This window comes from Sporosarcina koreensis, from assembly GCF_042655825.1.
Lineage (GTDB): Bacteria > Bacillota > Bacilli > Bacillales_A > Planococcaceae > Sporosarcina > Sporosarcina koreensis.
This window is the reverse complement of record NZ_JBHSNP010000028.1, coordinates 197,804-220,795: the sequence shown is the minus strand read 5'-3', so window position 1 is coordinate 220,795 and position 22,992 is coordinate 197,804. Positions and strand designations below refer to the sequence as shown.

Sequence of the window (22,992 nt, the reverse complement as noted above, 5' to 3'; positions counted from 1 at the left end):
CTTCTCATTCCAACGCATTTAAACTCACTTCTTATCCTTCTCCTTATCCTCATAAAACAAATTAAAATTCGGGTCGATTTTCCCGATATTCAAATGCCTTGCCTTATAATCACGCAACAATTCGAAGAACTTCTTGCTCAATACCAAAATGACGATCAAGTTGATGAACGTTGGAATCGCAGTCGTGATATCCGCGAAATACCAGACTGCCTTGCCAGGCATATCGTAGTAAACGGCATAGACGACCATCAGCAAGCCTGGAACTGGATAGAGCCATTTATAGAAGAAAATTGTCTTGTTCTTCACGTTGACTTTCTTCTCCCCGCCGAACAGATGGCGCAAGATGATTTCATAATATGTGTACCAGCCCGTCGTTGTCGTCAAGCCGAACAAGAAGACGGACAACGCGATAATGTACCTGCCGACTTCTCCAATACCGATTTCAAACGCTGATAATGTCAAAGCTGCTCCATCCAACCCTGACGACCAAGCGCCAGTAATGATAATGGTGAAAGCGGTCATCGAACAAATGATAATCGTATCGACGAATACTTCCATGGCCCCCCACATTCCTTGTTTGATCGGATGGTTCGTTTTCGCTGTCGAGTGAATCATCGGGGAAGTACCCCACCCGGCTTCATTACTGTAAACCGCCCGTGCAACCCCCATCCGGATCACTTGTGCAATTACGGCCCCGGTAAAGCCCCCGACAGCCGCCATTCCCGTAAATGCACTGTCGAAAATCAACACAAACACAGGGCCAATTTGATCGAAATTCTTGAAGATGATGAAGAGGGATGCCAATACATAAAAGATGCTCATGAATGGGATGAGCTTCGTCGCGATCTCCCCGATCCGCTTAATGCCGCCATAGATGATGACGTAAATGAGTGTGACGTAAATAAGTGAAGAAGGAATCATTCCGATTTTGAACGTCGAGCTCACCGCTTCAGAAACGGTATAGTTTTGGAGGGTAATGAAAAATGTAGTGAAGATACCGAACCCGAAAAGGATAGCAGGTATTTTCCAGTACTTGAACTTCTTTTCCTCGCCTAATCCTTTTTCCATATAATACGTAGGCCCGCCGTATGGATTGCCTTTTTCATCCGTTCCGCGATAATGGACGGCAAGGGACACTTCGACCGTTTTTGTCATCATGCCGAGAAGGGCGGTAATCCACATCCAAAATACCGCACCGGGACCGCCTACCGCGATGGCCGTCGCCACCCCTCCGATATTACCAACGCCGACGCTGCCTCCGATCGCCGTGCTGACAGCCTGGAATGGCGTCAGAATCCCTTTCGCATTTTCAATCTTTTCCTTTTTCGTAAATAGCTTGCCGAACGTCGCTTTGAAAATATGGGGCAAATAACTGATCTGGAAGAACTTGCTTCCGATTGTAAAATAAAGCCCGACAAACAATACCGTGAAGATGAGCGGCAATCCCCATAACCAACCGACAATCGTTTCTAAAATCTTGTCCATTTTCTCTCCCCTTCCATCCAGTCAGAATCTTTTGTCTACTGTATGAAAAGGAGAAAGAAATGATACGCGAATATTTAGATATGAATCAATTCATTATATAGTATAATATTGACAGGGGAGGATGTAGCTATGATAAACGCTAACCATTTCTGGGGAATGCCAGATGAAGAAATAGTAGACGGGATTTTACAAATACATAATCGTATTTTTGCGAATGCAGATGAATTGGTAGAGAAGGCTGCATCACGGCCGAACATCCTTTTTGTAGTTGCAATTGAAGACAATCAAGTAGTCGGCTATAAGATTGGTTATAGTCTATCAAAGGAACGGTACTATAGTTGGTATGGGGCTGTTCATGAGGAATACAGGGGCAAGGGGATTGCCTCCCGGTTAATGGAGCTCCAACATCGTCTTGTCAAGGATGCACGGTATGCAATTATTGAAACAAAGACGAGGAATAAATGGAGAAATATGTTGATATTGAATATTAAACATGGGTTTGACATTACAGAAACGTTTATTGACGATGAAGGAATTCATCGAATAAATTTAGAGAAAAGTTTGCTGGATAGCAAGAGAGAAGGGGGCAATTGAATTGAAGAAAATTTTCGTTGGTTTATTTGTCATGGTAATGATTCTTAGTGGCTGCGGTAAAGACTATTGGGTATGGAACAAGAAGGAAATCGATAAAGAGCCTGGGGTCAGGCAATATGTCAATTACTTGCAAGATGAAAAGCCGGATCGGAAAGGTTTTAAGCTGATTGATATTAACGAAGGAAAAAAGATGGTTGTCGTCTCAACCGGCACGAATAAACTCGAACTGGAGGCTGTGAACGTTGAAGTATCGGACGATGAAACAATCGTCACGGTCAGGGAAATAGAAGCGGACAGCGACGAGATCAATCCCTTTATCTTAATCGGCCTTGAACGTAAAAACGGCAAGCTGAAGGTCTTTAATGAAGAGGGAGAAGAATATGAGATTGGCTTCTAATCAATAAGTAATAGTTATCCCTTTGCATAATAACTATCGAATTTTCTAATGAACCCCCAAGGCGTATAATAGAATTATACACAGGGGGTGTTCATGGTGGAATATATTTCACTCTTTTTCATTGGGGCGATTGCAACGACAATCGGCACATTGGCGGGAGGCGGAGGATTGATCAGCCTTCCCGCGATGCTACTGCTTGGCGTACCGATCCACTCAGCGATCGGTGCGAATAAAGTATCCAATACGGTTAGTTCATTCTCGAGTTTTCTTTTCCTTTTGAAGAATAAACAGATTTCTTTGCGTGAATCTTTTTGGATTATTCCAGTAAGCCTTATTGGAGGCATTAGCGGCGGGTTCATTGCAACAAAGCTTTCAGAAGATCATTTATATATTTTGGCGATCATTCTTTTATCATTTGCATTTATAACATCGTTCATTGGAAAAGGGGATTTCGGTGGACAGGAGATATTGAAGTTCAGCAAAGTAAGTGTACCGGGATTGTATGGAATCGGGATTTATGACGGACTTTTCGGCCCGGGTCAAGGAACGTTGATGCTATATTTATTCGGTCATTTGAAAGTGGCCTATATTAAGGCTGTCGGCTACGTTCGCCTCGCAACATTTTCTAGCTGTTTCGGTGCAGCGATCACCTATATTGCGGCAGGGAAAATCATTTGGCCACTAACACTTATGTTAATGTTAGGGTCAATTACCGGCGCGCAGACAGGAGTGCGAATCGCGGAAAAGCTGAAACCGAAATTCGTGAAGCCGATCTTACGGGTTGTGACAGTAGCATTGATTGTACAAATCATCGTTGAAAATATCGGCTAAGCCATAGCAAAAGGAAAGAAGAAGCTGTCCGGAATAACTCCGGGCAGCTTTACTCATTGTCGGTGCTCTTTCAATTCGGAAATCGCAACTTCGGACCTTTCCTCCATCGCTTGACGCAAGTGAACCGTGGCAGTCCGATCATCTTCATGGACCTTATCGATCCAGACAGAAACCCCGTTATAACTTACCATTACCTCATCCGGTGACGATATAATCTGACGTGCACGTTGACTATCCATTGCTAATCCCTCCTATATGGAATCCTGAACATACTCCCTCTTACTATGGATGAAAAAGTGAAATTTACTCATTCCACAAATAGGTCGGTCAAAAAGGGATCACTTTTGCAAACTGTCGCTAGTAAGTACAATACCCACACAACAAGCATAGAATAATTTACAAGCTGTGAAAGGGTTGATCAAAATGTATTATGTTCCAAATACGTATCAGCATCAAAATCCTTATTACATTCATGCACCGATGTTGTACTATGAAGCGCCGCCGGGGTACTGGGCTATGCCTGCTATGCCAGGAAATGCAAACTTGCCTGTTGACAAGGGCATGATGTTAAAAGACTATGGACCAAATCCATTTGTCGTTAATATCAATCAAGCTTCAAAGCAAAATAATACGTTCCGGACCGCCTTATGGACAGGAAAGCATTTGCAAGTTACATTAATGAGTATCAAAGTGGGCGAGGATATTGGGGTGGAAATTCATCCTACTGTTGACCAATTCCTACGGATTGAACAAGGTCAGGGAATCGTTCAAATGGGCAATACGAAAGATAATTTAAGCTTTCAAAGAAATATCCATGATGATTCTGCAATAATGGTGCCAGCTGGAACATGGCATAATGTCATTAACACAGGCAACATTCCACTAAAACTTTACTCGATCTACGCTCCTCCTAATCATCCATTTGGCACAGTTCATGTTACGAAAGAAGACGCAATGGCTGAAGAATAAGATTGCAATCAGTGTGAGTCGCGGCTTGGTGAAAAATCCAAGCCTTTTTTGCATGGATTTTCACAGTGCTTTGGTCAGGCCGACGTTTACGTTTTACATATCGGATGTAGTATGTGGATGGAAATTGGTTATGATACGGTAAGGACAGTCATCAAAACCGGGTTGGAGAACGTTCATTTCAAGTGAAGAGAAGGTGGTAACATGATCCGGACGATGGGGTTAACAACAGACGATCAATTCATTTATGACTTCCCGGTACATGAAATCTCAAAACTCTCATTTCAATGGTACTGGGTTGATTTCGATCAGCCGGATGCGGAAGAGGCGTATTTGCTTCATTCTTACTTCGCATTCCATCCGCTCGCATTGGAAGATTGTTTCGGCCGCATTCAGCGTCCGAAGCTCGATCATTATGATGGCTATACATTCTTTGCCATACACTCCATTTGCCATGAAGACTTGAATGCGGAAGAGCTGAATCTCTTTCTAGGCGAGAATTTTGTCATCACTTTTCATTACAATCAATTACAAGAAATTGACAAAGCGAGAGAAGCGATCATGCAAAATCCAAGGAAATGGGAACGAGGACATGTCCATGTCACTTATGAAGTCATGGATAAAATCGTCGATCAATACTTTCCGATCCTCTATAATATTGAAGACCATTTGGACGATATCGAGGAAAAGCTTTCTCCTACTACAGCTCATTTATCCATGGATTATGTATTTGAAGTGCGCGGCGATCTTTTACGTCTCCGAAGGACAATTTTGCCAATGAAGGAATTGCTGTACAGAATGCTCGAGTCGAAAAGATTGGATTTCATTCCCCATGAGCACACATACTTCTCGGATATTTACGATCATCTTATTCGGTTGGGTGAAATGGTAGATTCCAATCGGCAGTTGACTTCAGATATACGTGATAGCCAACTGTCCATCAATTCCAACCAGATGAATAGCGTCATGATGACGTTGACGATCATTTCTTCCGTCTTCATTCCGCTCACCTTCATTGCCGGTGTGTATGGAATGAATTTTGATCATATGCCGGAGCTCCATTGGCTTTACAGCTATCCCATCGTCTTAGTCGTGATGCTGCTAATCGGAATCGCGATGATCGGATGGTTTACGTACAAGGGCTGGTTCCGCATCAATAAGTCGTAATCGAAAACCCTCTCAAGTACAACCGGAGAGGGTTATTGCAATGAAAAGGTTTGAACCGCTTCGTATTTTGGAGTTTTTGACGGGTGGATTCTGAAAAGTGAAAATCTGTCCACGTGAAATGGGAGAGGCGTGCTTTTCTCTTTTTGAATAGGAAAATCCCCATTGATCTTGCGCTTTTTCGCAATTGTAATGTGGGGCGTGAAGCGATGATCGGGTTCGATGCCCAACTGGTCGGTGCCGATTCCCGCAATTGATTGCTGCAGCGCTTCAAGCTCATTTGACTGCTGGACGGATAAATAAACGACTCGGGGACCTTTCGGTGATCCGAAAAAGGAAAGGCCGTCGACCGTCAAAGGGAATGCTCGATGATTGCCTGCGATAGCGGCAAGATTTTCCCGCAATGGCGCAACATTTTGTTCCGGAAGTGCGCCGATGAACAGCAATGTAATATGCAGATCATCCAAATGCGGGATAACTTTATAGGCGGTTGGTAAACTGAATTTTTCCCTGTACATCTTTACAAGCCCTTCGGCAGAGGCAGGGGCTTTAATTCCAATGAAATAATGATGGTGCATGGTTCGCGCCTCCTTCATACATATCTCGTCTCCTATTGTAGCCTAATTCGTAGTCGATGAAACGTAGGGAAAGTGCCCGAATGTGCTCGATCACCATCTAATACCGTTTCGGAGCGGTTTTTTATGTATAATGAGGCAAAGGGGGAGTGGAAGATGATCTGCACAATCATTTTTGATTTGGACGATACACTTTTATGGGATGAGAAAAGCATTGCGACTGCATTCGAAAGGACATGTCAATTTGCAGCGGAAGTACATAATGTAAAGCCAAAGGAATTGGAGGCGGCGGTCCGCGAATCGGCACGGGAACTTTACGCCTCCTACGATACATATGCACACACCCAACTAATCGGGATCAACCCTTTCGAAGGATTATGGGGCATATTCGATGATCCCGGCGAGCAGTTCCAGCGAATGAAGGAAATCATTCCGGGTTATCAGCGTAGCGCATGGACAATAGGGCTTGCGAAACTCGGAGTTAGGGACGAGGAATTCGCTGCTGAGCTTGCTGCACGATTCATCGAGGAGCGAAAAAAATCGCCATTCGTTTACGACGAGACGTTTTCCGTCCTTGATCAGTTGAAAGGCAATCATACGCTAGTCCTTTTGACGAACGGTGCTCCTTCGCTTCAACATACAAAATTGGAGATCACCCCGGAGATAGCCCCTTATTTCGATCGAATCGTCATTTCAGGCACTTTCGGAAAAGGGAAACCGGATCCAACTATTTTTGAGCATGTATTGGAGGAAACGGGCAGTTCCGCAGACGAAGCCCTAATGGTCGGCGACAATTTACTGACCGATATTTTGGGCGCTTCGCGTGTAGGAATGCGTTCCGTCTGGATTAACCGTGAAGGGAAACCGGATCAACCGGAAATCCGACCGACTTATGAAATAAAACATTTGGAAGAACTGTTTCCCTTATTGGAGAAGTTGAAAAGGTGAGTCCCACAATGGGAACTCACCTTTTTCAAGCGAGGGTACTTTCATGTTCAAGGTCCATTCTTCCGCATCCAAGGTACATGCATTTCCCCTGCATCAAAGATCAATCGCTTTCACTTCATAAATGTCCTCAAGCTCAGTCAAATCTTCAATTTCCGTCTGCTCAACCCGATTATCGATTGTGAGCATCATGATGGCATCGCCACCGACCGTTGAACGGCCGACTTGCATCGTTGCGATATTGATGTCTTTCTGTGCCAATAATGTACCGACGCGCCCAATCGCACCCGGCTGGTCTTTATGCTTAATGAACAGCAGATGGCCTTCCGGCACAACATCGACGACATAATCGTCGACCTTGACAATGCGCGCGCCCAGGCCGTTCAGCAGTGTGCCTGCCACGCGATGCGTGAACTTTGCAGTGACGATTTCTGCAGTGATCAAATGAAGAAAGCCTTTGCCGGTTGTCGTTTTATGCTCATTCACTTTGATGTCGAACCGCTCGGCTAGAAACTTCGCATTGACGTCATTGACGTGGTTGCCGAGGTTGCGTTTCAAAATCCCTTTCACCGTATTGCGTGTCAAGGCGCGCACATCGTAGTTGGCGAGCTCGCCGGCGTATTTGATGTTCACTTCTTCAATCGCTTCATCGGTCATGCGCGATAGAAAAATCCCAAGCTTTTCTGCCAAATCAAAGAACGGCGCGATTTTCGCCATCACTTCCTTCGAGACAGAAGGAAGGTTGACGGGATTTCGGACGGCTTCCCCTTTAAAGAAGTTCACAACGTCCTGACTTACATCGACAGCGACACTTTCCTGAGCTTCTACTGTGCTTGCCCCGAGATGCGGCGTCGCAATCACTTCAGGCAATGTGAGCAGCGGATGATCGACAAACGGCTCCATTTCAAACACATCGAGGGCCGCCCCGGCCACTTTCCCCGACACAATCGCCCCGTATAGTGCATCTTCATCGATAATTCCACCTCTTGCGCAGTTGATGATCTGCACGCCATCCTTCATTTTCGCGAATGCCTCTTCATTTATTAAATGGCGTGTCTCCTTCAATAAAGGCGTGTGGATAGTAATAAAGTCAGCTGCTTTCAACACGTCGCCTACGGTTCCGAAGCCAATCCCCATTTTTTGCGCCTTCTCCTCGGTGAGGAATGGATCATAGGCGATGACATTCATCCGTTGTCCCTTTGCACGGGCGGCTACTTCCGCACCGATCCTTCCGAGTCCGATGACACCTAGCGTTTTGTTTTTCAACTCGACACCGATGAATGATTTGCGATCCCATTCGCCGTTTTTCAATGAGTTGAATGCCTGCGGGATTTTTCTCGCAAGAGCTGTTAACATCGCAATTGTATGCTCTGCAGCGGAATTCGTATTGCCGTCAGGCGCATTGACGACGATGATGCCATGTTCCGTAGCGGCATCGAGGTCGATATTGTCGACGCCGACACCCGCACGTCCGATAATCTTCAGATTACTAGCTGCTTCAATTACTTCTCTCGTCACTTGCGTTTGACTGCGTACGAGCAACGCGTCAAAGCCTTTGATCCTCTCAAGCAAATCCTCTTTCGACAAGTCAGTGGCAATAGTGATTTCCAACCCATCCGCTTGCCGCAGCGGATAGATCCCTTCCTCGCTTAGTGGATCGGCTATCAAAATATGATACGTCATCTATTATTCTCCCCATTCCAAATAGATTCGCTGTGCTGCTGCTACACCTTTGCCGAGCTCGATATTCTTACCGGTTTTAATTAAACCCATTTCCATCATCCCGAGCGTCTGCAAAACATCGGCAGGGGAGCAGTACCCCATATGTCCGATTCGGAAAATTTTCCCTTTTAAGTGTTCCTGCCCGCCTGCGACTGAAAGTCCGAATTCCTTCTTGATTACTTTCCGGAATTCCTCCGCGTCAAAATCATCCGGTTTGACAGCGGTGACTGTGTCAGAAGCATCTTCCTCATTCGTCAATAAAGGGACCTCAAGCGCCTCGAAGGCTCCGCGTGTCATCTTTTTCATGAGTGTATGGCGAGCATACACGTTCTCAAATCCTTCCTTCTCCATTAAATCAAGCGCTTGATCAAGCCCGAAAAGGATTGAAAGTGCAGGGGTGAAAGGTGTCGTATCTTTCGCCAGGTCATCCCTATATTTCACCAGATCCAAATAGAAACCGCGGTTAGGATTGGAACGGATGACATCCCATGCACGCTCGCTCACAGCGATGAACATCAATCCCGCTGGCAGCATGAAAGCTTTTTGAGAGCCAGTCACCAAAATATCGATGCCCCATTCATCCATTCGGGTTTCCACGCCGCCAACACAGGAAACACCATCCACAATGACAAGTGCATCAGACACTTCCTTTACCGCAGCAGCCAATTCATGGATCGGGTTCAAGACACCTGTCGAAGTTTCACAATACGTCGCAAATACGGCAGTGACATTTGGAAGGTTACGAAGATGTTCCTTTATTTCATGGGTATCAAAAGCTTTGCCCCACTCGACTTCATATTTGTGTACACGGATTCCATATGCTTCGCAAATGGCAACGAAGCGAGCACCGAAAGCACCTGTCACAATGACAAGCACCTCGTCCAGCGGCTTCACAGCATTGACAACAGCCGCTTCTAATCCCGAAGTTCCGCTTCCAGTCACAATCAATACGTCCTGATCTGTCCCGAATACTTTGTTCAAGCGTGGTTTGATGGAGCGGAGCAATTCGGACGTCTCATTCCCTCGATGGCCGATCATCGGCTGTGCCATCGCCCGCTGAACACTTGGCGGAATGGGAGTTGGTCCTGGGATTCGTAAGTATTGTTGATCTTGCAACATGTCTATCTCCTCCTTAGAAAAATAAAAAAGCCTTCCGTCCCTTGCAACTAGATGCAAGGGGCGAAAAGCTATTAGCTACGCGGTGCCACCCTTTTTCGCTGTCATGTCGACAGCCTTCATTGCATGCATAACGGGCATGTTCCGGGTGAACCTACTGACAAAACTGAAAGTGAAATTTCAGTCCACCGATTCAGGAGTGCTGCCTTCCGTCAGAAACGCTGATTCCCACCAACCATCAGCTCTCTAAAGATTCTGTTCCGCAAAGCCTGTCTCCATCCATATCATTGTTCGAGTTATTTAATTATTGACAATCATATCATGAGATTTCTGGATGTCAATTAAAATTATGATATCCAATCGACCGCATAAAATACCGAAGACTACACATCATAAAAGCAGTTCCATTCACAATGGAAAAGATTAAGAAATGAGGGAGAACATATGGGCATATTAAATGGAAATCCAAAAGAGGAACCGTTGCATTACGGCGAAGTGCTTGGATGCTGGGCGTTTGCAGGCGCTAACAAAGGGTTGATCAGCGGATATGAAGGATTCATCAATCATGCTGGCGACAAAGAATTGATCGATCTCCTGAAAGAAGCCGTTGAGATGATGAAGCGCGAAAATAAGGAAGTCGAGAAAGTACTTAAGGAAAACGGCGTGACCCCTCCTCCGACATTGCCTGACCGTGCAGTTGCGAATGCGGAAGAAATTCCAGTGGGCGCGCGATTCATGGACCCGGAAATCAGTGGTGCTGTTTCAATTAACGTCGGACAAGGTCTTGTTTCATGCAGTCAGGTAATCGGCCAATGCCTTAGAGAAGACATTGCAATGATGTTCAGTAAATTTCATGCGGAACGGCTATTATTTGGGGCGAAATTACTTCGTTTGAACAAAGAAAAAGGCTGGATTATCCCTCCGCCTTTGCATGGCGCAGCATTTCCGAGCAAATGATAGTGAGCAGCTGATTTCAGTCAGCTGCTTTTCTTATGCTCATTTTTCTGAACAATATGGTAAAATGTCAATTGTAAGTCAATAAAGGGGGATTAGTAATGGTGCTGTTCACGAGAAAAGAAGATGTAGTAGAAAATTATCATGGAACCGATATCCGCGACCCATACAGATGGCTGGAGAACCCGGAAGACCCGGAAGTACAGCAGTGGGTTGATGAGCAAAACAAACAGACACAAGATTTCTTGGCAACATTTCCTGATCGCGAAAAAGTAAAAGGGAAGCTAACGGAGAAGTGGAATTATCCGAAGTATACTGTGCCTCGGAAAGAAGGCGAATATTTTTATTTTCATAAGAATGATGGTCTCCAAAACCAAGCTGTCTTCTACCGTACTAAAGATCTTGAATCCGGCGAATTGGAAGTTGTATTGGATCCGAATACGATGAATGAAGAAGGCACTGCTGCCATTACGAATCTGTCATTCACTAGCGACGGCAAAAGGCTCGCATACGGGATTTCGCTTAACGGAAGCGACTGGCAGGAAATAAAAGTGCGGAACTTGGAGACAGGCAAGGACGAGGCAGATCTGATCCGACACTGCAAATTCTCAAGCATTGCTTGGAATGAAGAAGGGACCGGATTCTACTATAACCGTTTTCCTGACCCATCAACAGTTTCACATGAAGAACAGAGCTTTTATAATAAAGTGTATTGGCATGAAGCGGGAACATCCCAAGATGAGGATGTCCTTGTATATGAAGATGCCGATAACAAGGAGTTCTCCTTTAATCCGATCATGTCGGATGATTACCGCTATCTGATTCTGAATATTTGGAAAGGCACTGAGAATAAAAGCCGGATTTATTATAAAGACCTTGTAAAGGGCGGCGAATTCGTCCATCTGTTTGGTAAAGGGGATGGGGAGTATTCGTTCATCGGAAATGAAGGGCGCACTTTCTATTTCATAACGAATGTCGATGCACCTCGCGAAAAGATCATTGCTGTAGACTTGGACAATCCTTCCAAGGAAAATTGGATTGATGTAATTCCGGAGAAGGAAGATGTGCTGTCATTCGGAAAAATCGTAAACGGTCGATTGGTCGTCTGCTATTTGCATAATGCACATAATGAACTGAAGATTTTCGGTTTGGATGGCAAGCTTGAAAAGGATGTGGACTTGCCGGGATATATTTCATTGACGGGTTTGACGGGCAAGAAAGAGGAAGCATGGATGTTCATCGGATACACGTCCTATTTGGCACCGAGCGAGGTTGCGGGGTATGACTTCGGAAATGGTGAACTGACTGGAGTGTTTCAAGATGAGAATAAATTCGATACGGATGGATTCGAGACTTCCCAAATCTTTTATACATCAAAGGATGGGACGAAGATTCCGATGTTCCTCACCCATAAAAAGGGCTTGATCCAAAATGGAGAAAACCCGGTCCTTCTTTACGGATACGGCGGTTTCAATGTCAGTTTGACGCCTTCTTTTTCGCCTGCAGTGCGCATGTGGATTGAAGAAGGCGGAGTTTATGCGGTCGCCAATTTAAGAGGCGGCGGTGAATTCGGGGAAGAGTGGTACAAGGCGGGAACTTTGGAGCTTAAACAGAACGTCTTCGATGACTTCGCAGCTGCCGGCGAATGGCTCATTGCAGAAGGCTATACGAAGAAGGAAAGGCTCGCAATCATGGGTGGAAGCAACGGCGGTTTGCTCGTCGGGGCAAGCATTACACAGCGTCCAGATTTGTTCGGGGCGGCAATTTGCCAAGTCCCTGTAATTGATATGCTTCGCTACCATAAATTCACGGTCGGACGCTATTGGGTTACTGATTACGGAAATGCAGAAAAAAGTGCGGATGACTTCGCTTTCATGATCAACTATTCACCACTCCATAATGTGAAAGAAGGCGTTGAGTATCCGCCAACGTTAATAACGACGGCCGATACGGATGACCGTGTCGTTCCAGCGCATGCGATGAAATTTGCGGCGACGTTGCAAGCGGCTTATACAGGGGATCACCCAATCTTGCTCCGTGTGGAAAAGAATGCAGGACATGGTCTCGGAAAGCCAACTGTCAAAATCATCGAGGAGCTGACTGATATCTATTCATTCCTCCTCAAAACATTAGATGTTCAACAATAAAAAGGGAGGTTGCCTCAAAGTCGAGGCAGCCTCTATTGTTGCCGTTCCCAATTCCGAAGGGCGGGATACGGATCGAAGGCCCATTCAATCCGTCCGTTGTATTTGTACAAACCGTAATGCAGGTGGGGAGGGAATTTCCCGGAAGTTCCTTCTTTTCCGTAACCAGAACTGCCGACAAAGCCGAGCAATGTCCCGGGTTCCACAATATCGCCTTCCTTAATGCCTTTATCAAAATAGGCTAAATGGGCAAAGTAATGGTACGTGTTATGGTTATCACGAATGCCAATGCGCCATCCTCCGTATTCATTCCATCCCATAACTTCGATAATGCCGTACGATGTGGCGACGACGGGAACACCATAGCCTGCGAAAATATCCGTTCCTTCGTGGATTCGGCGTCCGCCCCATCCACGCTTAGAGCCCCAAGTGCTTCGATACGAATAATTATGGCCTTTCGGTATCGGAAACACATGCTTATCAAGCTCGACCGTTTCGAAATGCTTGTATAGCTTTGCAATCGTCATGATCTGATTAACCGTCGTTTCACGTTTATAATAGTGCCATAATGCCGCTTTAAACTTATCTTCATCAGGCCCATACATGGCTAAATGGGAATACATCGCCATCAATACATCGGCTGGATCGGATCGGTCGGCAATTCCATCTCCATTGCCGTCGGTTCCGAAGCCTCCAAAAAATGCGATGGTGTCCGGGGAAGTGTCGGTTAGGTCGGGATTCCATATACCGAACCAATCTTCCATGGAGAAGTGGATGGATATGGGACCTTCCGATTTTGGAAGATCATTTCGCACTTGCTGGATATTCCGTTCGTATTGATCGATCGCAGCTAGATGGTGCCACGGAACCGATTCGCTTGAGAATTGCAGATATAAACCCATCCGCTCCTCCACAATCTCCTCTTCGGTCCGTTGATCGGAAGCGGAGGCGATGTTGTGAGGGAGACAAAGAAAGGTCAATGCACATAAGGAACCAATCAGGTGATGGATACGCAAGGGGAAACCTCCTTTGTTGAATGATTAGAATTCCCCGATCGTTCAATTTCATGAATGAATGTTTTTGTTTTTCATGCATGGTCTTATGATGGATTGCTTTTTGAGTGCTATACTCAAGGTGAGATGAAATAGAAGGGGAGATGACGTATATGGAAAAGCTTCAATCGGTTGAGCAGTTTGAGCAGTTGAAAAATGAGGAACGGACAATGTTTATGTTTTCTGCGGACTGGTGCCCGGATTGCCGGGTGATTGAGCCTTTCTTGCCTGGCCTTGAGGCGGATTATCCGGAGTATACTTTTATTTATGTGGACCGCGATGATTTTATTGATGTTTGCCAGCAGTTGGATGTGTTTGGCATTCCTAGCTTTATTGCGTTCAACAATGGTGAAGAGGTTGGGCGTTTTGTGAGCAAGGATCGGAAGACGAAGGAAGAGATTGAGGGGTTCATCAACGGTTTGGATGCATGAAAAAAGAGATATCGCTAATCCTTAGGAGGATCGGCGGTATCTCTTTTTATTATTCGTTGCTCGCAACGCTGCGCTTGTGCTCGCAAACGCCGTTCTTCGTGACGGCGTTCGCCGCCTTTCGCTTCAATCCTACATCAATCCCCACATTTTAGTTAAAAGATGAAAAGAAGGTGTTCATTTTTTCTGGGTGGTCGGTGAAGATGGATTGTATTCCGGCTTGTTTTAAGACGTTCGCATATGTTTCGTCATTTACGGTGAATGTTCTAACCGGCATGCCGCTGTTTATCACTTCCGCCATGGACGGACGGATAGCAGCGGGGAATAGGATGTGGAGGGCATCGGCCGGGATTTTATTGAGATAGTCTAATGGGTGTACGAGCACTTCCATGAATAATGCGGCGGTTTCGATTAGAGGATTCAGCTGCTTTACAGTCTTGATGGCGCTATGATCAAATGAGGAAATGATGACACGCGATTCCAGCTTTCTTTCAGCAATCGAATCGAGCACTTTTTCCACCATACCTTCGTATGGGAAAATATCCGATTTTAATTCGATATTCAGCTTGTGTTCAGTTGAATGAAAAACATCGAGGACTTCCGTGAGTGTAGGTATTGTCTCTCCTTTGAATTCCGGCGAAAACCAGCTGCTGAAATCATATTTCTTCAGATCCGCCAAAGAAAGATCTTTCACATAGCCAGTGCCGTTGGACGTGCGGTTGATTGATTCATCATGGATGACGACTAGTTCGCCGTCAGCCGTCATATGTACATCGAATTCAACGCCGAAGACCGGGAGACGTGCAGCCTCTTTGAATGCGGCTATTGTATTTTCAGGATAGTTTGCTGATGCTCCTCGATGAGCGTAGATCTCCATTTTGCTTCCTCCAATTTCATGTAAGCTTACATTTTGTCCACAGCAAAAGGGCTACGGTTATGTTACCGTTGCCCATAATTTCGGGAATCTTAATCCCAGGTCTTTCGTTCTTCGATTTCCTTTTTCAGGATTTCAGCCCCTTTGGGACTTATATACATGCCATTGGAGAGTCTTTTGTTTTCGGAAGTAATTTCCCCGGTTACAATACAGGCCGAATCAACTACATACTTTCGCAGTATGATCATATCGTCATCAACGAAAATTTCCATTGGGGCACCTTTTTCGAGTTTTAACGTGCTTCTTAATTCTTTCGGGATTACAATCCTGCCGAGATGGTCAACTTTTCTGACAATACCTAAGCTACGCATTATGATCCTCCTCGAAACTATGTTTTCTTGTTACATGTCCTACTATTATACCAGTAAATTAGAAAAATACAAAAAAATGAGTATACTTTCTTCTAGTCTCCTATTCTCTCTATTCCTTTTATTCTCCCTTTAAAACGTTTCTGCGCATCATTTTTTCTGATAGAATAGGAAAGTCTTCTAAGAAAGGGGAACACATCATGACATTCATCCAGAAGAGACCAGTCGTTTTCGATTATGTACAGATCATCTTTGGAGCGACTTTGGTCGGGCTTGCATTCAATATATTTTTATTGCCGTCGCGTATTGCGGCTGGCGGTATTTCAGGTGTCAGTACGATTCTTTATGAATTATTCGGATATAATCCCGCATACGTCCAATGGCTGATCAATATCCCGCTCATCCTATTGGGACTGCTGCTTGCGGGGAAGGAATTCAGTGCCAAGACGATTGTTGGTACTTTTTTCGTCCCGTTTGTCATCTATTTGACGGGTGGCCTTCAATTACACGTCGACAACCCGCTTCTCAGTTCCATTTATGGCGGCATTATGCTCGGTATCGGGCTAGGAATCGTATATCGGGGGAATGGGTCGACAGGCGGAACAGCTTTAATTGCCCAGCTTCTGAAAAAATACACAGGCATCTCTAGCGGATTTTCCCAATTGATTGTCGATGGCGTTGTCGTTGTCACGTCGGCTTTCGTCTTCAATTTCGAACTGGCACTCTACGCGCTTATGTCGATTTATGTGACAAGTAAAGTAATTGATTTCGTCCAGCTGCAAACATCGCCGACGAAGCTGGTCCTTATCATTACAGACCATCCCGAGAAGATCCAATCGGTCATCCAAAACGAAATTGACCGGGGGTTGACGAAAGTGAAGTCGACGGGAGGCTATTCAAATGACGAAAAAACAATGATACTTTGCGTTGTCGAACAGTCCGAGGCCGTATATTTGAAGAAGTTGCTTCAAACAGCCGAGCCATCGTCATTTGTCATTTTCCTCAATGCATCTGAAATTTTGGGGCTCGGTTTTTCGAAAGCGAAAGTTCATCGCTAAAAGAAACCGGTATACTTTTCTGCTAAAGATGATATAATAATCACAATTGAATATTTCTTATCAAGAGAAGCTGAGGGATTTGGCCCGATGAAGCTTCAGCAACCTCTGCATTTGCAGGAAGGTGCTACCTCCAACAAGATGCAAATCTTGAGAGATAAGAACGGAGAAATCGATGCAAATCCTCGTTCCTATCTTTGGGAACGAGGGTTTTTTATATTTTAAGGGGGAGAAATAATTGCCAATCAATATACCTGAACATTTACCGGCACGCGAACTGTTGAAAGAAGAAAAGATCTTCGTAATGGATGAAGGGCGGGCGACAACCCAAGATATCCGTCCGTTAAATATCCTTATCCTGAATTTAATGCCGGAAAAAGAAAGAACTGAGCTTCAATTGCTTCGGCTGCTCGGCAATACGCCATTACAGGTGAATGTTTCATTTTTGAACACTGCCACATACGAATCGAAAAATGTAAGTAAAAATCATTTGGAATCCTTTTACACGACATTCGAACATGTCAAGAATAGACGCTATGACGGACTGATCATTACAGGGGCGCCAATTGAGCATCTGGAGTTCGAAGATGTCGTCTATTGGGATGAATTGAAACAGATCATGGATTGGTCCAAGACAAATGTGACTTCCGTTTTACATATTTGTTGGGGTGCGCAAGCCGCGCTTTATCATCATTACGGCATTGATAAGTACGAATTGCCAAAGAAATTGTCCGGCGTCTTCAGTCATCAATTGACCGATCCGACTGTCGAATTGGCAAGAGGCTTCAATGATATCTTCCATGCACCACATTCCCGTTATACGTCTGTGTCAATTGAAGATATCGAACAGGATTCCCGCCTTCAATTATTGGCGGTTTCGGAAGACGCGGGTGCTTTTATCATCCTTTCCAATGACGGCAAACAAATAATGGTTACCGGACATTTGGAATATGATGCATGTACGCTCGGTGAAGAATACGAACGGGATTTGAAAAAAGGAATCGATATTGATGTTCCAGCAAACTATTTCCCTGACGACGACCCGAAAAGAGAGCCATTGAACACATGGCGATCCCATACACATCTGCTTTTTTCGAACTGGTTGAATTATTATGTTTACCAAGAAACGCCATTCGAGTGGGAATGAGAATGAATTCCTGTGAACTCAAATTGACGAGTTCACAGGTTTTTTTCATTAGTATAATCAAATAATTCTGTTGCACACTAGTTCTAGTGGAGGTGTGAAACAAAATGGGTAAATTTGAACTTGATTTTTGGGAAATGATTGGAAGGGCTTCGACATCATTTATTGCTCTTTTGATTCTGGCCAGATTCATGGGCAACAAGCAGATTTCTCAGCTTACTTTTTTCCATTATGTCACGGGGATCACAATAGGATCCATTGCTGCCGAAATCGCTGCTCAAACCGAAACCAAGTTCTATGACGGTATGCTTGCGATGATTTGGTGGGCTATTTTAACGATTCTTGTCAATTATTTAACCGTGAAATCAAAGAAGGCTAGGAAATTGGTTAATGCTTCGCCTACAATCATCATCTCCAAAGGAAAAATCAGTGAAAAGTCGATGAAAAAAGTACGATTAACATTGAATGAACTGAATATGATGCTTCGTGAGCAGAGCATTTTTTCCGTTGCAGATGTGAACTACGCAATCCTTGAAACGAACGGGCAACTAAGTGTCATGAAAAAATCGGCCCAAGAAACTGCAACACGCAAAGACGTGAAAGCTCCCGGAAAAGATCCTAAATATATTCCAACAGAGATTATTTCTGATGGGAAGTTGATCAAGGAGAACTTGACTGAACTTGAGCTGAGTGAGGAATGGGTTTACGACCAGTTGAAGAAGAGAGGGATAGGAAAAATCGAGAATGTGTTTTATGCGGAAATCCTCGGCGATGGCAATCTCCACGTCGATGAACGCACTCAAGAGAAGTAGAGATCAAATGGCCGTCGCTGTACGTAGATAGGAATGAGAACTTTTTCGGTGGAAATGAGAACTTTCTACGCGAGATCGAGAACTCTTTCGGGGGAAATGAGAACTCTTTACGCAAGAACGAGAACTCTATCAGTGGGAATGAGAACTCTTTGCAAGGAAACGAGAACTCTTTGTGGTATAATGAATGACAGTCATTCAGTGGAGGGAGGGCAGCAAGTGGATAAGAAGGAGAGAATCATAAAAGCGGCAATCGAAGTTTTTCGCAAGCAAGGCATTGAGAAGACGAAAATATCCGATATCGTCAAGGCCGCAGGGATTGCCCAAGGTACGTTCTATTTGTATTTTTCATCTAAGTTATCATTGATGCCAGCAATCGCAGAAGTGATGGCCTCAAAGACTTTGGAAATTGTTAAGGAGCGCGTATCAGATGATGCGCCTTTTCAAAATCGGATGGAGCAGCTCGTCGATGCCATTTTTGAGGTGAATGAAGAGTATCATGAAATTCAAGCTCTCATTTACTCGGGTTTAGCATCAACGGAACATCTGAAAAACTGGGAAACAATATACGCCCCGTTCTATAAATGGGTGAGTGAAGGCCTTCAGCAAGCAATTGAGGAAGGGGTCATACGGGATTCAGTCAATCCGGATCGGACTGCAAAGCTCATCATCGGTCTTGTCGAATCGGCTGCTGAACAAATTTATTTATACGACGCAGATAAAGAAGACGAGGCGATCATTCAAAAAAATGAAGTAAAGAACTTTTTGAAGCATGCGCTTGCGGATTAAATTCAGTTATCTTTGACAGCTCGTCATTCAACAAAATGAATGACAGTCAGTCACCGAGTTAGGAGTTATTTTTATGAACAAGTCATGGATTTATGTAGCACTGACAAGCTTTTTCGAATTGGTATGGATATTCGGTTTTAATGTGGCCTCTGAATGGTGGCATTGGATTCCAATCATCTTTTTCATCTTCGTCGATTTTCATTTCCTGGCGAAAGCTTGTGAAAACCTTCCTACGGGCACTGTATATGCCATCTTTGCAGCAATTGGCACTATCGGGACTGCTTTAATGGATGTTTTCCTATTTGGGGAAACGCTCGGAGCGGGCAAAGTAATTTTCATCATGATATTAGTTGTAGGAGTTATCGGACTGAAGATTGCTGACGACGTCGATGAAAAGAAAGGAATTGTTAAGTGATGGGTTGGTTATTTGTATTCGCAGCGGCAATAAGCGAGTTTATCGGCGTTGTCGGGTTAAACAAATATAGTGAACAAAAGACATTTGTCAATGCAATTCTCTTCGGGGGCGGTTTCGGGGCAGCTTTCGCGTTTCTCTATATGTCATTCAACTATTTGCAAGTAAGTACGGCGTATGCGGTATGGATAGGTGTCGGTACTGCAGGTGCTGTGCTGATCAATATGCTGTTTTTCGGTGAATCAAGGAGCAAAGGCCGAATCGCCAGCGTCCTTCTGATCGTCGTCGGTGTCGTAGGATTGAAGGCTTTATCATAAAACTTCATTATCATGTGAAAGCTGGGAAGCAACTTCAAAAAAAGTTACTTCCCGGCTTTTTATAATTATTTCTTGTTACGCACAAACAGTACTTTAAACCATTGGATCACTAGGAACGGCAAAATTGCCAAACAGTAGATGAACATGAATTGCGTGCTGTTTAAATTAGCAACTTTAAACATGTCCGCTAACGATGGAAGCAGCAGAACAACATGCAAACTAATGACCCCGATGAAAAATGCCAGCCATGAATACTTATTTGAGAACACTCCGATTGCAAAGATGGATGCTTTCGATCTGGAATTGAAACCATGCACTAATCGGGCAAGACATAAGGTTGCAAATGCCATTGTGCTTGCGGTAAGCGTATCTCCTGTCTCCAATCCCGTGAGAAAGGCGATAACCGTAGAGATGGCAATCAAGAGGCCTTCCAAGATGACCCTAGCCGTAAACGATTTTGTTAATAAATGTGTTCGGATATTTCTTGGCTTGTCCCTCATCGCTTTTGGATTATGCGGCTCTAATCCGATGGCAATCGCGGGCAGGCTGTCGGTTAGCAAGTTGATGAATAACAGATGCACCGGTGCAAAGGGAACGGGCAATCCGAAAATCGTTGCATATAGGACGACAAAAATGGCACCCGCATTACCCGACAATAAAAAGAGAATGGCATTTTTTATATTGGTGTAAATGCTTCTTCCGTTCGAAATCGCTTTAACAATCGTTGAAAAATTATCGTCTGTCAAAACCATCGATGAAGCATCTTTCGCAACTTCGGTTCCGGTGATTCCCATTGCCACACCGATATCGGCCTTCCTCAAGGCGGGTCCGTCATTTACGCCGTCTCCAGTCATCGCGACGACATGTCCTTTTTCCTGCCACGCGTTCACAATCCTGATTTTATGCTCGGGTGTAACGCGGGCATAGACAGAAAAGTTCTCTACTTGTTCCTGCAATTGCTTGTCTGTCATTTTTTCAATTTCTTGTCCTTCAATTGCTTCAGAAGGATCTTCTAAAATCCCGAGTTGTTTTGCAATGGCGATTGCCGTTATTTTATGATCCCCTGTAATCATGACAGGTTTAATTCCAGCTCTTATACAGCTTTCAACAGCTGCCTGCGACTCATTTCTAGGAGGGTCCATCATCGCCACTAAGCCTACGAACGTCAACCCTCTTTCATCCCTGGCATCGATTGGCCGATTGCTTCCAATTTCCTTGTAGGCAATCGCCAATACCCGTAAACCGTTCTGTGAAAAATGATAGTTGACTTCTTCGATTTTTCTTCGATGCTCGTCCGTCATTGGGAGAATCCCTTTGGAAGTTTCGATTTTCATGATTTTTGGAAGGAGTATATCCAAGGCCCCTTTTGTAATCATGAAGGTTTGTCCATTGATTTGATTCAACGTGCTCATAAGCTTTCTATCGGAATCAAAGGGAAGTTCCGCAACTCTCGGATAGTGTTTTCGAACAAGTAATTCATCAAATAGAAACTGTCTTCCTAATTTAACGAGAGCTAATTCTGTAGCATCTCCAATTTCCTTTTCACCCTGATTCAAGGCGTCATTGCATAATAAGGCTTGTATAAGAAGTTTCTTCTGAATTGAGTCGTTCGGTTGCAGTTCATTGTGGGGCATGACTTTTTGGTCAACATAAACGTGTTGAACTTTCATTTTATTTTCGGTCAAGGTTCCTGTTTTATCGGAACAAATTACCGATACACTGCCCAGACTTTCTACGGCATATAGTTTTCGGATAATCGCGTTTTCCTTCGCCATTTTCCGGGTTCCAAAGGCAAGCACAATCGTCACAATCGAACTCAATGCTTCCGGGATGGCGGCAACTGCGAGTGAAACGGCAAACATAAAAGATTCAACCAATTCGCGCCCGCGAATAAGGTCAATTGAGAAAATCACAACACAAATCATTGTAATTCCGAGTGCCAATCTCTCTCCAAAGTGATCCAAGCTTACTTGCAAAGGGGTTTTCTTTTCTTTTGCAGTATCCAGCAAATTCGCTATTTTTCCGATTTCGGTTTCCATTCCAATCGCTGTCACTGCTATAAGGCCGCGTCCTTTGGTGACAAAGCTGCCGGCGAATACCATATTGTTTTGATCGGCAATCATTTCATGCGGTCCATTGATTGGCGCATTACTTTTTGTTATAGCTATTGACTCACCAGTTAGCGAACTTTCATTAATATGCAAATTGTGGCTTTCAATTATTCTTCCGTCGGCACTTATATAATCACCGGTCTCTAAGTAAAGAAGATCTCCGACGACGATATCCTCCGAAGCAATCTCGGTGATTTGGTTGTTCCGCATCACTTTTGCGATAGGGGAGGACAAGGCCTTTAAATTCTCCAACGATTGTTCCGCCTTCGCGTGCTGAACAGTTCCTAGAATAGCGTTTAATATAACGACAAGCAGTATAACAACCGTGCTTTCGACTTCACCTAACAAAAAAGAGACAAAGGCGGCAATCAGTAAAATAATGACTAACAAATCCGTGAACTGGCTGAAGAAAACCGCAAAAATACTTGTCCTTTTTCCATCTGCCAATTCATTATAGCCATGAAGGGCTTGCCTCGTTTCAACATCATCATCATTCAACCCTTCTTTTGTTACGTCCAATAGCTTCATCACTTCATCTGCTGTTTGTTGATAGTAGACCGACATTTGTTTCCCCCTTTGACTGAAAAATCCGCATTTTAAAGAACCTACACTTGTCCATTTCGAGTCATTTCCAATAGAATGATGTGATTTGCACACTTTTCCTGCACTACATCAATCCTATTCGTTATTCCATCCCGGTATGACAGTATACAAAACGATGAATATTTACTGGCACTTTA

General features: G+C 44.4%; 24 protein-coding genes, 1 riboswitch and 1 other annotated feature. Of the genes, 15 read left to right on the top strand and 9 right to left on the bottom strand.

From position 1 onward, the window contains the following. Positions 1-24: 24 nt before the first annotated feature. A complete protein-coding gene (locus ACFPTP_RS15240; protein WP_381446507.1) occupies positions 25-1,485 on the bottom strand; it encodes an alanine/glycine:cation symporter family protein in 1,461 nt (486 codons plus the stop codon). A 129-nt stretch (positions 1,486-1,614) separates the two neighbouring features. Between ACFPTP_RS15240 and ACFPTP_RS15235 the strand changes: the two genes are divergently transcribed. The 3 genes from ACFPTP_RS15235 to ACFPTP_RS15225 all read left to right on the top strand — a co-directional run bounded on the left by ACFPTP_RS15235 (position 1,615) and on the right by ACFPTP_RS15225 (position 3,307). Next, entirely contained in the window at positions 1,615-2,079 is a 465-nt protein-coding gene (locus ACFPTP_RS15235) for a GNAT family N-acetyltransferase (RefSeq protein ID WP_381446506.1), read from the top strand. A 1-nt stretch (position 2,080) separates the two neighbouring features. Next, positions 2,081-2,476, top strand: coding sequence for a hypothetical protein (locus ACFPTP_RS15230; RefSeq protein ID WP_381446504.1), 396 nt, complete (start codon positions 2,081-2,083; stop codon positions 2,474-2,476). A 96-nt stretch (positions 2,477-2,572) separates the two neighbouring features. Further along, positions 2,573-3,307, top strand: coding sequence for a sulfite exporter TauE/SafE family protein (locus tag ACFPTP_RS15225; RefSeq protein WP_381446502.1), 735 nt, complete (start codon positions 2,573-2,575; stop codon positions 3,305-3,307). Between the two features lie 53 nt (positions 3,308-3,360). On the opposite strand, the gene ACFPTP_RS15220 is transcribed toward ACFPTP_RS15225, so the two are convergent. Then, on the bottom strand, positions 3,361-3,546 hold the full coding sequence (locus tag ACFPTP_RS15220) for an H-type small acid-soluble spore protein (protein WP_381446499.1): 186 nt from the start codon (positions 3,544-3,546) through the stop codon (positions 3,361-3,363). A 184-nt stretch (positions 3,547-3,730) separates the two neighbouring features. On the opposite strand from ACFPTP_RS15220, the gene ACFPTP_RS15215 reads away from it, so the two are divergent. Together ACFPTP_RS15215 and corA are read left to right on the top strand one after the other, a co-directional pair. Beyond that, positions 3,731-4,276: a cupin domain-containing protein gene (locus ACFPTP_RS15215; RefSeq protein ID WP_381446497.1), complete on the top strand. Its 546-nt coding sequence runs from the start codon at positions 3,731-3,733 to the stop codon at positions 4,274-4,276. A gap of 201 nt (positions 4,277-4,477) precedes the next feature. Continuing rightward, positions 4,478-5,440: a magnesium/cobalt transporter CorA gene (gene corA, locus ACFPTP_RS15210; protein WP_381446495.1), complete on the top strand. Its 963-nt coding sequence runs from the start codon at positions 4,478-4,480 to the stop codon at positions 5,438-5,440. Positions 5,441-5,472: 32 nt separating this feature from the next. Here the strand turns inward: corA and thpR are convergent, their stop codons facing one another. Next, positions 5,473-6,015, bottom strand: coding sequence for an RNA 2',3'-cyclic phosphodiesterase (gene thpR / locus ACFPTP_RS15205; protein WP_381446493.1), 543 nt, complete (start codon positions 6,013-6,015; stop codon positions 5,473-5,475). Positions 6,016-6,168: 153 nt separating this feature from the next. On the opposite strand from thpR, the gene ACFPTP_RS15200 reads away from it, so the two are divergent. Then, positions 6,169-6,960: an HAD family hydrolase gene (locus ACFPTP_RS15200; RefSeq protein WP_381446821.1), complete on the top strand. Its 792-nt coding sequence runs from the start codon at positions 6,169-6,171 to the stop codon at positions 6,958-6,960. A gap of 93 nt (positions 6,961-7,053) precedes the next feature. On the opposite strand, the gene serA is transcribed toward ACFPTP_RS15200, so the two are convergent. Both serA and ACFPTP_RS15190 read right to left on the bottom strand, forming a co-directional pair. Further along, positions 7,054-8,640, bottom strand: a complete 1,587-nt coding sequence (gene serA, locus ACFPTP_RS15195) for a phosphoglycerate dehydrogenase (protein ID WP_381446491.1) — start codon at positions 8,638-8,640, stop codon at positions 7,054-7,056. Between the two features lie 3 nt (positions 8,641-8,643). Continuing rightward, positions 8,644-9,798, bottom strand: coding sequence for a pyridoxal-phosphate-dependent aminotransferase family protein (locus ACFPTP_RS15190; protein WP_381446489.1), 1,155 nt, complete (start codon positions 9,796-9,798; stop codon positions 8,644-8,646). 53 nt (positions 9,799-9,851) lie between these two features. Then, positions 9,852-10,086 (bottom strand) — a binding site (T-box leader). 153 nt (positions 10,087-10,239) lie between these two features. Here ACFPTP_RS15190 and ACFPTP_RS15185 point away from each other — a divergent pair. Together ACFPTP_RS15185 and ACFPTP_RS15180 are read left to right on the top strand one after the other, a co-directional pair. Then, positions 10,240-10,752: a DUF3231 family protein gene (locus ACFPTP_RS15185; protein ID WP_381446487.1), complete on the top strand. Its 513-nt coding sequence runs from the start codon at positions 10,240-10,242 to the stop codon at positions 10,750-10,752. Positions 10,753-10,850: 98 nt separating this feature from the next. Continuing rightward, positions 10,851-12,896 (top strand): prolyl oligopeptidase family serine peptidase, encoded by a 2,046-nt coding sequence (locus ACFPTP_RS15180; RefSeq protein WP_381446485.1) that lies wholly within the window; start codon positions 10,851-10,853, stop codon positions 12,894-12,896. Positions 12,897-12,928: 32 nt separating this feature from the next. On the opposite strand, the gene ACFPTP_RS15175 is transcribed toward ACFPTP_RS15180, so the two are convergent. Continuing rightward, the gene (locus ACFPTP_RS15175) at positions 12,929-13,909 is read right to left on the bottom strand and encodes a M23 family metallopeptidase (protein ID WP_381446483.1); all 981 of its coding nucleotides are present in this window, start codon (positions 13,907-13,909) and stop codon (positions 12,929-12,931) included. Positions 13,910-14,058: 149 nt separating this feature from the next. Here ACFPTP_RS15175 and ACFPTP_RS15170 point away from each other — a divergent pair, with 149 nt between their 5' ends. Next, positions 14,059-14,376, top strand: a complete 318-nt coding sequence (locus ACFPTP_RS15170) for a thioredoxin family protein (protein WP_381446481.1) — start codon at positions 14,059-14,061, stop codon at positions 14,374-14,376. 148 nt (positions 14,377-14,524) lie between these two features. On the opposite strand, the gene ACFPTP_RS15165 is transcribed toward ACFPTP_RS15170, so the two are convergent. Together ACFPTP_RS15165 and ACFPTP_RS15160 are read right to left on the bottom strand one after the other, a co-directional pair. Continuing rightward, positions 14,525-15,250 (bottom strand): glycerophosphodiester phosphodiesterase, encoded by a 726-nt coding sequence (locus ACFPTP_RS15165; RefSeq protein WP_381446479.1) that lies wholly within the window; start codon positions 15,248-15,250, stop codon positions 14,525-14,527. Positions 15,251-15,339: 89 nt separating this feature from the next. Beyond that, on the bottom strand, positions 15,340-15,618 hold the full coding sequence (locus tag ACFPTP_RS15160; RefSeq protein WP_381446477.1) for an AbrB/MazE/SpoVT family DNA-binding domain-containing protein: 279 nt from the start codon (positions 15,616-15,618) through the stop codon (positions 15,340-15,342). A 197-nt stretch (positions 15,619-15,815) separates the two neighbouring features. Between ACFPTP_RS15160 and ACFPTP_RS15155 the strand changes: the two genes are divergently transcribed. The 6 genes from ACFPTP_RS15155 (at position 15,816) to ACFPTP_RS15130 (ending at position 20,141) form a co-directional block, all read left to right on the top strand. Continuing rightward, the gene (locus tag ACFPTP_RS15155; RefSeq protein ID WP_381446475.1) at positions 15,816-16,673 is read left to right on the top strand and encodes a YitT family protein; all 858 of its coding nucleotides are present in this window, start codon (positions 15,816-15,818) and stop codon (positions 16,671-16,673) included. Positions 16,674-16,727: 54 nt separating this feature from the next. After that, positions 16,728-16,834: riboswitch (SAM riboswitch) on the top strand. A gap of 74 nt (positions 16,835-16,908) precedes the next feature. Continuing rightward, a complete protein-coding gene (gene metA / locus ACFPTP_RS15150; RefSeq protein WP_381446473.1) occupies positions 16,909-17,817 on the top strand; it encodes a homoserine O-acetyltransferase MetA in 909 nt (302 codons plus the stop codon). A gap of 104 nt (positions 17,818-17,921) precedes the next feature. Further along, positions 17,922-18,626 (top strand): DUF421 domain-containing protein, encoded by a 705-nt coding sequence (locus ACFPTP_RS15145; RefSeq protein WP_381446470.1) that lies wholly within the window; start codon positions 17,922-17,924, stop codon positions 18,624-18,626. A gap of 216 nt (positions 18,627-18,842) precedes the next feature. Next, positions 18,843-19,412 (top strand): TetR/AcrR family transcriptional regulator, encoded by a 570-nt coding sequence (locus tag ACFPTP_RS15140; RefSeq protein ID WP_381446468.1) that lies wholly within the window; start codon positions 18,843-18,845, stop codon positions 19,410-19,412. 73 nt (positions 19,413-19,485) lie between these two features. After that, positions 19,486-19,827, top strand: coding sequence for a DMT family transporter (locus ACFPTP_RS15135; protein WP_381446466.1), 342 nt, complete (start codon positions 19,486-19,488; stop codon positions 19,825-19,827). Continuing rightward, positions 19,827-20,141, top strand: coding sequence for a DMT family transporter (locus tag ACFPTP_RS15130; protein ID WP_381446464.1), 315 nt, complete (start codon positions 19,827-19,829; stop codon positions 20,139-20,141). The genes ACFPTP_RS15135 and ACFPTP_RS15130 overlap by 1 nt, the downstream gene beginning before the upstream one ends. Before the next feature lie 65 nt (positions 20,142-20,206). On the opposite strand, the gene ACFPTP_RS15125 is transcribed toward ACFPTP_RS15130, so the two are convergent. Then, positions 20,207-22,816: a cation-translocating P-type ATPase gene (locus tag ACFPTP_RS15125; protein ID WP_381446462.1), complete on the bottom strand. Its 2,610-nt coding sequence runs from the start codon at positions 22,814-22,816 to the stop codon at positions 20,207-20,209. Between the last annotated feature and the right edge of the window lie 176 nt (positions 22,817-22,992).

Bases quoted from the DNA above. Each gene is read 5' to 3' on its own strand.
- corA (WP_381446495.1), top strand. From the start codon at position 4,478: ATGATCCGGACGATGGGGTTAACAACAGACGATCAATTCATTTATGAC.
- ACFPTP_RS15190 (WP_381446489.1), bottom strand. From the start codon at position 9,798: ATGTTGCAAGATCAACAATACTTACGAATCCCAGGACCAACTCCCATT.
- ACFPTP_RS15165 (WP_381446479.1), bottom strand. From the start codon at position 15,250: ATGGAGATCTACGCTCATCGAGGAGCATCAGCAAACTATCCTGAAAAT.
- ACFPTP_RS15135 (WP_381446466.1), top strand. From the start codon at position 19,486: ATGAACAAGTCATGGATTTATGTAGCACTGACAAGCTTTTTCGAATTG.
- serA (WP_381446491.1), bottom strand. From the start codon at position 8,640: ATGACGTATCATATTTTGATAGCCGATCCACTAAGCGAGGAAGGGATC.
- ACFPTP_RS15240 (WP_381446507.1), bottom strand. From the start codon at position 1,485: ATGGACAAGATTTTAGAAACGATTGTCGGTTGGTTATGGGGATTGCCG.
- ACFPTP_RS15215 (WP_381446497.1), top strand. From the start codon at position 3,731: ATGTATTATGTTCCAAATACGTATCAGCATCAAAATCCTTATTACATT.
- ACFPTP_RS15220 (WP_381446499.1), bottom strand. From the start codon at position 3,546: ATGGATAGTCAACGTGCACGTCAGATTATATCGTCACCGGATGAGGTA.
- ACFPTP_RS15170 (WP_381446481.1), top strand. From the start codon at position 14,059: ATGGAAAAGCTTCAATCGGTTGAGCAGTTTGAGCAGTTGAAAAATGAG.
- ACFPTP_RS15200 (WP_381446821.1), top strand. From the start codon at position 6,169: ATGATCTGCACAATCATTTTTGATTTGGACGATACACTTTTATGGGAT.
- ACFPTP_RS15145 (WP_381446470.1), top strand. From the start codon at position 17,922: ATGGGTAAATTTGAACTTGATTTTTGGGAAATGATTGGAAGGGCTTCG.
- ACFPTP_RS15155 (WP_381446475.1), top strand. From the start codon at position 15,816: ATGACATTCATCCAGAAGAGACCAGTCGTTTTCGATTATGTACAGATC.
- ACFPTP_RS15130 (WP_381446464.1), top strand. From the start codon at position 19,827: ATGGGTTGGTTATTTGTATTCGCAGCGGCAATAAGCGAGTTTATCGGC.
- ACFPTP_RS15160 (WP_381446477.1), bottom strand. From the start codon at position 15,618: ATGCGTAGCTTAGGTATTGTCAGAAAAGTTGACCATCTCGGCAGGATT.
- ACFPTP_RS15125 (WP_381446462.1), bottom strand. From the start codon at position 22,816: ATGTCGGTCTACTATCAACAAACAGCAGATGAAGTGATGAAGCTATTG.
- ACFPTP_RS15180 (WP_381446485.1), top strand. From the start codon at position 10,851: ATGGTGCTGTTCACGAGAAAAGAAGATGTAGTAGAAAATTATCATGGA.
- ACFPTP_RS15185 (WP_381446487.1), top strand. From the start codon at position 10,240: ATGGGCATATTAAATGGAAATCCAAAAGAGGAACCGTTGCATTACGGC.
- thpR (WP_381446493.1), bottom strand. From the start codon at position 6,015: ATGCACCATCATTATTTCATTGGAATTAAAGCCCCTGCCTCTGCCGAA.
- ACFPTP_RS15235 (WP_381446506.1), top strand. From the start codon at position 1,615: ATGATAAACGCTAACCATTTCTGGGGAATGCCAGATGAAGAAATAGTA.